This is a genomic window from Streptomyces sp. NPDC050485 (assembly GCF_044458185.1).
Classification (GTDB): domain Bacteria; phylum Actinomycetota; class Actinomycetes; order Streptomycetales; family Streptomycetaceae; genus Streptomyces.
In genome coordinates this window covers 17350-26570 of sequence record NZ_JBITHR010000036.1, presented here as the reverse complement: position 1 = coordinate 26570, position 9221 = coordinate 17350, and the positions used below count along the sequence as shown (strand labels likewise).

General features: G+C 74.4%; 4 protein-coding genes and 1 pseudogene. All 5 read right to left on the bottom strand.

The annotated features are described in order from the left end of the window. Positions 1 to 72: 72 nt before the first annotated feature. A complete protein-coding gene (locus tag ACIBK6_RS38375; protein WP_399057489.1) occupies positions 73 to 1674 on the bottom strand; it encodes a GMC oxidoreductase in 1602 nt (533 codons plus the stop codon). Between the two features lie 68 nt (positions 1675 to 1742). Further along, positions 1743 to 1913: pseudogene (locus ACIBK6_RS38370) on the bottom strand (transposase); the annotation flags it as partial. A 157-nt stretch (positions 1914 to 2070) separates the two neighbouring features. After that, a complete protein-coding gene (locus ACIBK6_RS38365) occupies positions 2071 to 3249 on the bottom strand; it encodes a cytochrome P450 (protein WP_399057483.1) in 1179 nt (392 codons plus the stop codon). Between the two features lie 289 nt (positions 3250 to 3538). Next, positions 3539 to 6319, bottom strand: a complete 2781-nt coding sequence (locus ACIBK6_RS38360; RefSeq protein ID WP_399057481.1) for an AAA family ATPase — start codon at positions 6317 to 6319, stop codon at positions 3539 to 3541. Continuing rightward, a complete protein-coding gene (locus ACIBK6_RS38355) occupies positions 6316 to 9186 on the bottom strand; it encodes an AAA family ATPase (protein WP_399057479.1) in 2871 nt (956 codons plus the stop codon). Before ACIBK6_RS38355 ends, ACIBK6_RS38360 begins: the two co-directional genes overlap by 4 nt. Between the last annotated feature and the right edge of the window lie 35 nt (positions 9187 to 9221).

The window sequence follows — 9221 nt, the reverse complement described above, 5'->3', positions numbered from 1 at the left end:
ACCCCGTGCTGATTCCCGATGTGATGACCCGGACGGCCCGGAAGACCGGCCGGACCGGTGCCGGCGGCCGCTTTACGACGCGGCGATGTCCTGCTGGATGACGCGCTCGATATTCCGCTCGGCGAGTGCGGTGATGGTGACGAACGGGTTCACGCCGATGGAGCCGGGAATGAGGGAACCGTCCGTCACATAAAGGTTCTTGTAGCCGGAGACCCGGCCGTAGTCGTCGGTCGCCCTGCCCAGGACGCAGCCGCCGAGCGGGTGGTAGCAGAAGTCGTCGGAGAAGGCCTTCAGCTGCTTGCCGAAGAGGTCGTACCGGTACATCGTGAAGTTCGCCTTGTTCACGCGGTCGAACAGCGACTTCGCCGCGTTGACGGCGGGGGTGTTCTGGTCGCGGGTCCATCGCAGGTTCGCCCGGTCGTTGGCCGCGTCGTACACGAAGGTGCCGCGCTCGGGGTTCTTGGTGATCGCCAGGTAGAGGCTGACCCAGGTCTCCAGACCGGCCGGCATGGGGGCGATCTCGGCGAAGACCGGGGCCGCGGGGTTGTCCCAGTCGTCGATGCCCAGCGCGGGGATGGACGACTGGCTGGCGCCGGTGGGGTTCCACACGTGGTTGGCGCGGGCGGTCATGATGTTGCCGTTCGGGCCCCAGCCCGCGCCGACCTCGGAGCTGAGGTTGGGCAGCGTGCCGGTCTCCCGGGCGCGCAGCAGCAGTTCGGTGGAGCCGAGGCTGCCGGCGCCGAGGAACAGGTGGCGGCAGGAGATCTCCTTGGTGGCGAGCAGCCTGCCGTCGGCGTCCTTCTGCTCGACGGTCAGCAGGTAGGTCCCGTCCTTCTGCTGCCGGATGGTCCTGGCCTGGTGGAGCGTCTCGATGGTGACCTTGCCGGTGCCGAGGGCGGCGGCCAGATAGGTCTTGTCCAGGCTCTGCTTGCCGTGGTTGTTGCCGTAGATGACCTCGGCGGCCAGCGCGGACTTGGGGACCTCGCCGTTGGCCTCGCGTCGCATGTAGTCGAAGTCGTAGACGTTGGGGACGTGCACGGTGCCCAGGCCGGCCTTCTGGGCCTGGTCGCGGGAGACCCGGGCGAACTTGTACCAGTCGGTGCTCTCGAACCAGCCGTTGTCGATGTTGTTGACCCGGAGCATGGCGTTGGCGCGCGGGAAGTAGCGGGCGTACATCTCGGCGGAGTCGACGCGCGGGAGCACTTCCTCGAAGTACGAGCGCTTCGGGGCCACCGCCATGCCGCCGTTGACGAGGGAGCCGCCGCCGACGCCGCGGCCCACGTACACGGACATCTGGTCGAAGTTGACCCGGTCCAGGACACCGGCGTACGGGTCGATGTCCCGGTTGGCCAGGTCGAGCCAGAGGAAGCTGCCGAGCGGTGCCTCGGTACGGGTCTTGAACCAGCTGGAGCGCTTGTCCGGCTTGAGCATGCCCGAGAAGACGTTGCCGTCGGGGCCCGGCTGGTTCCACAACTGGCCCATTTCGAGCATGACGGTGGAGACGCCGGCCTCGGCGAGGCGCAGGGCGGTGACGGCGGCGCCGTAGCCCGTCCCGATGACGACGGCGGGGACGAACGCCGGGCTGCCGGAGCGGTCGGCGGCCAGCGCCCGGGTGACGCCGATGGTGGGGCTGCCCGCCAGGGCGGCGGCGCCGAGGGCCGCGAGTCCGAGCATGCGGCGGCGTGACAGGTGCTGTTCCACTGTGTGTACCTGGCTTTCCAGAGGTGGTGCGAGCGGTGGTGAACCCGTTCCAGCTGGGGATGGATCTGGGTGAGCAGGCCGCGCAGCCGGTTGGCGACCCGGGTGACTTCGCCTGCGGGGTCGTCGTCGAACCCGACGATCATGTGGAGTTCGGCGACGGTCTCGTCCGTCAGCTCGATCGGGCGGAGCGTGTGGGGCATGGTGCGGGCGGCGCTCCTGCCCCTGTCAGCGATCTACCGGCGCCTTCCGGCCCGGTGAGCGGCACGACCCCCTGGTCGCTCTGGCCGAAGACCTCGGGGGCGAGCAGGGCGCACACGCCCTCGCCGCAGCACGGCCGCCGGCCGACGTCGGCCCTCGATGGGCCGCGGGTCACCAGGCGACGGGCAGCGTGTACACGCCGTAGACCTGCATGTCGTGGCGGAGCCTGATCTCCTCCGGCGGGCAGGCCAGGCGCAGTGCGGGGAAGCGCTCCAGGAGGGCGGTGAAGCCGACACGCAGCTCGATGCGGGCCAGCTGCTGGCCGAGGCACTGGTGGATGCCGTGTCCGAAGCCGAGGTGACCGGCGGCACGCCGGGTCACGTCGAAGGACTCGGGGTCGTCGAAGCGGTCGGGGTCGCGGTTGGCCGCGGCGAGGGAGACCATCACGACCTCGCCCTCCTTGATGAGGACGCCGTCGATCTCGACGTCCTCCAGGGCGGCCCGGGTGGGGCCGTGGTGGACGATGCTGAGGTAGCGCAGCGTCTCCTCGACGGCGCCCTCGATCAGGGACGCGTCGGCGCGCAGCGCGGCGAGCTGTTCGGGGTGGCGCAGCAGGGCGAAGGTTCCGAGGGCGAGCTGGTTGGCGGTGGTCTCGTGGCCGGCGACCAGCAACAGGAAGGCGATCGAGGTGAGTTCCTCGTCGGTGAGGCCCGGGGCGGCGGCGATCAGGCCGCTGAGGATGTCGTCGGCGGGCTCGGCGCGCTTGAGTTGCACCAGGCCCTGCAGGTACGCCCCCAGCGACATGAAGGCCGCGGTCACGACCTCGGTGGACTCGCCGAAGCTGCTCCAGACGTGGGTGTCGTGCTGGAAGCCGGCGCGGTCGGCGTAGGGCACGCCGAGCAGTTCGCAGATCACCAGGGACGGGATGGGCAGCGCGAAGTGCTCGAAGAGGTCGGCCGCGGAACCGAGCCGCTCCATGGCGTCGAGGCGCTCCGCGGTGATCCGCTCGATCCATTCGGTGAGCATCCGCATCCGGCGGACGGTGAACTGCCCGACGAGGAGCTTCCGGTACCGCATGTGCTCGGGGTCGTCGTGCTGGATGAACATGCCGGGCGGCGCGGCCGGGGCCTCGTCCAGGGTGGCGGCACGCGGTACCGGCGGGTGCTTGAGTTCCCCGCGGGCGCTGAACCGGTTGTCGGCGAGGACGGCTCGGGCGGCGGAATATCCGGTGACGAGCCAGCCGAGGTGTCCGTCGGCGAATTCCATCCGGGTAATCGGCTCGGTCCGGCGCAGCGACTGCGTCATCGACGGCGGATTGAAGTATCCGTCTCGGACCGTGGAAAAAGTCACCGGTGCACCCTGGCTCATTTCCGCCCTTTCCTGGCTGGCACGCATTCTTTGACTGCGGCGTCTTCGACCGAGGCGCGTTCGGCTGAGGCTCCGTCGGAATCCGGCCTCAACACGGCCTCGGCCAGGCAGTTCGATCACCGCCAAAATGAAGGTATGAAGATGCGGTGAAGAGTGTCAACGAAATCAATCCCCGGTGCGCTAACCCTGTGGGCGCGGGGCGGGAGGTACGGTTACCGGCGGTACCGTAGGGGCTTCGGTTCGGTTCGGTTGTCCCCCGCCGCCCGGGGCGCTACGGGCGGACGGGGCCGGTCTCGTCGGAGAGCAGCCGGGCCATCGCCGCGAGTCCGGTGCGGCCGTCGATGCGCAGTTTGCGGTAGGCGTGCGTGAGGTGTTTCTCGACCGCGCGCGAACTCACCTCCAGCCGCTCGGCGATGGCCTTGTTGGAGGCTCCGCGGGCGGCAAGGCCGGCCACCCGGCGCTCCGTACGGGTCAGCGCGGCCACCGCGTCCGCGCCCTGGGAACCGGCGATGCCGTGCAGCGCCCGGCCGGCTCGTTCGGCGATCCAGGGCGCGCCGCAGGCAAGGCCTTCCTCGCGGGCCCGGGTCAGCCGGTGCTCGGCCTCTCTCTCCCGTCCCGCGGCGAGCAGCCGCCGGCCGAGGAGCAGCGAGGTACGGGCCCGTTCCAGGGCGTTGACCGTCCGCTCCAGGGTGGCCGCGGACTCCCGCAGCAGCCCTATGCCCCGCGCGCCCTCGGTGATGGCGCCCCTGCCCCGCTGGGCACGGCCGATGGCCACCGGGCTGCCCCAGCTCAGGGCGCGCGCGTACTCCTCGTCCATCAGGTCGTGGGCCCGGTCGGGCCTGCCCATCCGGTAGTGCAGCGCGGACGCCCACGAACGCCAGGGCGCGATGGCCGGGTTGCGCCAGTGGGCGCGCTCGGCGGTGCGGCCCCAGTCGAGAAAGCAGTCCAGGGCGGTCGGCAGGTCGTCGCGCAGTGCCGCGGCCGAGCCGTGGATGAGCCTGCGCAGCGAGGGCCGGTAGCCCTGGACGGTGTCCTCCCGGGTCCCGGACAGCAGCCGTTCGCACAGCGCGGTGTCCCGGGCCTCCAGGGCGGCCAGCACGACGGCGGCCAGGGTCTGGAGCGTGGCCCAGTCGGTGATGTCCAGGGCGAGTGCCTCTCCGGCGTACGCCCGTGCCTTTGTCAGTTCGCCGCGGGCCAGGGCGAGATGGCTGAGTTCGACGGCGATGACGGCGCGCGGTACGTCGGCGTTCTCCCGGCCGGCCCGGTCGTACGCGGTGTGCAGCCAGGGGCCGATGGCGCCGAGGGAGTCGGAGGCGATCAGGATGTCGGTCAGCAGCGGCAGCGCGGTGTGCACGTGGCCGGGGGCGGCGGGCTCGTGCTGAAGCAGGCGCTCGGCGAGCGGTACCGCCTCCGCGGCGGTCACCTGCTGGGCCATGGCGGCGCCGTGCAGCAGTACGGTGACCAGTTCGCGTTCGGCGGCGGTGTCCAGGCAGGGGGCCGGGCCCAGGGCCCGCAGCCGGTCGGCGCAGCCGGCCAGCTCTCCCGGACCGGCCAACGCCGCGTGCCGCAGCCGCGCCTCCAGCCGCAGCGCGTGCCTGCGGGCGGTGCCGGTGAGCCTTGCCGCGTCACCCAGTTCCGCCGCCGTCCTGACCACGGTGTCGATGGTGGCGGGCGGGCAGCCGTCGAGCAGGAACGGCGGGATCCGGCCCGCCACCAGGGCACGCTGGTCGGTGTCCGGGAACAGGAGCAGGGCCTGGGCGAAGTGCCGTAACGCGGCCCGGGGCGCAAAGTCACGCTCGATCGAGGCCAGTTCGACCAGCAGCTCGGCGCGGTCGGGCCCTTCGGGCGAACAGCCGAGCAGGGCGCGGCGCAGATAGCGGGCCGCGGTGTCCGGGGCCGAGCGCCGCTGGGCTGCGCTCGCCGCGGCCCGCAGTACGTCGAGCGTCCAGCCCTCGTGGCAGGAGGCGGCGGCGAGCAGTTGGGCGGCGGCCCGCTCCGCCGGGTGGCCGCCCTGGTGCAGCAGCAGAGCCGCGTGTACCCGGATGCTCTCGGCCTCGCCGGGGGTCATCGCCTCTTCGACGGCGTCGCCCACCACGGGGTGGACGAACCGGGGTACGGGGCCTTCGGCGAGCAGGCCGAGTCTGCGCAGCACTCTGACGGCCTCGGTCCGGCCGGTGTCGTCGAGGCCGGCGAGCCGGCCGGTCAGCTCCTCGTCGGCGCCGTCGCCGAGGACCGAGAGGGCGGTGGCGAACTCCCGTACCGGCATGGGCTGGTCGCGCAGGACGACGGCGAACCGTTCGTGCAGGGCCGCCGGCCGGGCCTCGTGGATGGCTCGGATGTCGTCCGCGGCGCCTTCGCCGGCGCCGGCCAGCGCGTCGAGGGTGGCGGTGAGCAGCAGCGGATGGCCCCCGGTCAGCTCGTGGCAGGCCTGTGCGTACGCCGGGTCGACGGGGCGCCCCGCATGGGCGCCGACCAGGTCGGCGGTGCCCTCGGGGGGCAGCGGGCGCAGCCGCAGGACCCGGGAGGCCTGTTCGGCGAGCTGATGGAGCTGGGGTCCGTCCTCGCCGGGGTCGCCTTCGCGCAGCGTGACGACCAGGGTGACGCGCAGCTCCGCCACCCGGCCGGCCAGCCGGCCGAGCCAGCGCAGGGAGGGGGCGTCGGCCCACTGGAGGTCGTCGACCAGCATGAGCAGCGGCGTGCGCGCACTGTGCTCGGCGACCAGGGCGAGAAGCTCGCCATCGTGCTCGGATCCGGCCGACGGGCCCGCGCAGTCGCCGGGCGGCGCGATGGCGGTGCCCGGTAGCACGGGGGTGAGCAGCTGGCCGAGCACCCCGAAGCCGAAGTCGCGTTCGTGCACGGCTCCGCTGGCGGTGACGACGCGCATGCCACGGCGTTCGGCGAGCGCCGGCAGCGCTCGCAGCAGGGCCGTCTTGCCCATCCCCAGGCCTCCGGTGACGACCACCACCGAGCCGCCGCCGGCGCCGTGGCGTACGGCGTCCAACGCGCCGGTGATCAGGTCGAGTTCCTTCTGTCGGTGCAGCAGGGGCCTCATGGTTTCTCCCTCGATGTCCGCCCCAGCGCCGCGGCCAGCTGGGGGCGTCCTTGAATGCCGAGCTTCCGGTAGGCCTTGGTCAGGTGGAGCTCCACGGTGCGGGGGGTGACGGCCAGTTCCTCGGCGATGGCCCGGTTGGCCCGGCCGTCGGCGGCGAGTGCCGCGACGCGCAGCTCGGCGCGGGTCAGCGCCCCGGGGCCCGCCGCCGGCCGGCCCGGGGGCGCGCTGCCCTGGGACGGCGGCACGGCCGGGGACGGGGATGCAGGCGCATGCGTAGGCACGGACGCGGACGCGGACGGCGGCGGGGGCTCGGCGGCCGCGGGCCGCAGGGCCGCCACCCGATCGCTGCCGAGCAGGGAGTCGACGGTGAGGTGGCCGGAATACGGGGCCGTGCCGAGGGCGACCAGCGCCTGCCGGTACTGCCAGCTGGCCGGCCTCCCCGGGCCCGGAGTGGAGGTCGCCCCCGCCTCCCCGGGCCCGGGGCCCTCCCCCAGCGCCGCGGCCATGGCGGCGGGCGAACCCCACAGCAGAGCCCGCCGGCGCTCCTCGGCGAGCAGGCTCACGGCCACCGGATCTCCGGGCTCGCGGGTCTGCGCGGCGGCCGAACGCCACGGCAGCAGGGCCGGGTTGGCCGCCTGCCGGGCGAGCAGCTGCCGCCCGCACTCCAGCAGGTCGGCGAGCGCCGGCTCGCGCAGCCCGCCCGCGAGCCGGACCCGGCCGCGGGCGTACAGCAGGTACGCCCAGGGCAGCCCGCCCTCGGCGCCGGGCGGCAGCTCCGTCCCGAGGACCCGTTCGGCCGCGCTCCGGTCGCCCCGCCGCAGGTGGACCAGGGCCCGGAGTGCGAGGGGTCCGGGTGCCATCAGCGGGTGCCAGCAGCGGCTCGGCATGATCTCCTCACACCGGTCCAGGGACTCGGCCGCGGCGGTGTCGCGGCCGTCCCGCAGTTCGGCGAGGCAGGTGACGAGCAGGGCGAGGCCGGCGACCGCGCGGGCATCGCGCTGTTCGGCGCACACCAGGATCTCGTCGAGCGCGCCCCGCGCCTCCACGGTGTCCCCGGTGAGGACGAGTGCGTGTGCGGCCGCCGCCCGGACGGTGAGCGGGACGTGCTCGCGGGCCCGCGGGGCCAGCGCCGCACGGGCGAGCCGGCGGGCCCGGGCGATGTCCCGGCCGCGCTGCGCGGTGCGCCAGGCGGCGACGGCCGCCTCGGCGGCCTGTTCCGGCTTCGGCGGGCAGGAGTCGGGCAGGGGCGGCGCGCAGCCGTCCGCCGGGTCGGGCCGGCTGTACTCGGTGATCCAGTACAGGGCACGCAGTCCGGAGTGCTCGGCGGTGCCCGTGCGGGCGTCGGCAGCGGCCCGGGCGATGCGGGAGCGGGGGGTGACGATGTCGCCGCGGGCCACGAGGAGTTCCGCGGCGCGCAGCCGGGCGCGGCCCGTCTCGGCGTCGGCGGTGGCGGCCCCGGAGCCGTCGCCGGGGGTGTGCAGGGCGCGGTACAGGTGGCGGCTCGCGGCCTCGGGCGCGGTGGGCAGGACGGCCGCGCTCAGGTCGGTGAGCAGCCGGACCCGCAGCGCCGGTGGCACCGGCTCGCGCAGCGCCCGTTCGAGCAGCCGGGCGGCCCGGGCGGGCCTGCCGGTGGCCCGGCATTCGGCGGCTTCGCGGCGCAGGGCCTCGGCCGCCCAGGCCGCGCCGATCCGGCGGGCGTCCAGCAGCATCCGGGCGAGCGCGCGGTCCGGGAGGGCCGCGCGGTGGGCCCACTCGGCCGCCCGGGCGTGCAGTTCCTCGCGGTGTTCGGTGCCGAGATCGGCGAGGACGGCCCGGGCCGCTGCGGCGGTCCGGAACGCGGGCCGGGGTCCCGGGGCGAGCAGCCCGGTTCCGGACAGCAGGGCCAGGGCCCGGGCGGTGCCGAGGGTGCGGGGGCCGTCCAGCGCGTCGATCAGGCCGGGCGTGCAGTCGGGTCCGGCGACGGCGATGGCGCGCAGGACGCCGAGGAGTTCGTCGGGCAGCAGGGCGAGGGTCCGTACGGTGCGCTCGCGGACCGCTTCGGCCGCGCTCTCGGCCAGCCGGCCGAGGTGGTCGGCGCCGGGCGTCCAGCCGTGCCGGACGAACCGTCCGACGACCGAGCGCAACAGGGCCGGGCTGCCTTCGAGGTGCTGGACGGCGCCGGCCAGGAAGGCCTCGTCCACCGGGGTGTGCCAGGTCCTGGCGAGGGCCTCGGCGACGGCGTCGGCCGACAGCGGGGCCAGCGTCAGCGCGTGCCGGGCCACGGCGTCCTCACCGGCCAGTGGGCAGGGCTCGATCCGGTCGTGCGCGGTGGCCGGTACGGCGCTGTTGCGGGAGGTGAGAAGCATGAGCGGCGCCCCGGCCAGCCGGCGGGCCAGCGCCTGCAGCCAGCGCAGTGACTGCGAGTCGGCCCATTGGGTGTCGTCGACGACGAGCAGCAGGGGCCGGCTGCGGGCCGCCTCGATGAAGACGGCGCACAAGTCCGCGGGACGGCAGGTCCACGCGCCGCCTGGATGCGCGGGGCCTTCCCGCAGGGTGGTGGGGCCGGCCTGGGCGAGCGCGGGAAGGAGCCGCGCGTGGAGCTGGGCGGCGACGCCATAGGGCAGTCCGGCCTCCTCCGGCACCGCATGGGCGACGGCTACCCGCATCCCCGCTCCTTCGGCGAGGGCCGCCGCGTGGTGCAGCAGCGCGCTGCGCCCGATGCCGGGCGGCCCGTTCACCTCGACGAGCGCGGGCCGTCCCACCCGTACGTCCGCCAGCAGGCCGCGCAGCAGCCCGTCCTCCGCGTCCCGCCCGATGGGCGCCGCCGGTTCCCCGGGGCTGCCCGGCTGCGTCCGGCGAACCGGGTGCGCCGCTGTCGTCCGCGCCATGGCTGTCCGTCCTCCAGGGGGTGTCTTGTCGATCG

Bases quoted from the DNA above. Each gene is read 5' to 3' on its own strand.
- ACIBK6_RS38355 (WP_399057479.1), bottom strand. From the start codon at position 9,186: ATGGCGCGGACGACAGCGGCGCACCCGGTTCGCCGGACGCAGCCGGGC.
- ACIBK6_RS38375 (WP_399057489.1), bottom strand. From the start codon at position 1,674: ATGCTCGGACTCGCGGCCCTCGGCGCCGCCGCCCTGGCGGGCAGCCCC.
- ACIBK6_RS38360 (WP_399057481.1), bottom strand. From the start codon at position 6,319: ATGAGGCCCCTGCTGCACCGACAGAAGGAACTCGACCTGATCACCGGC.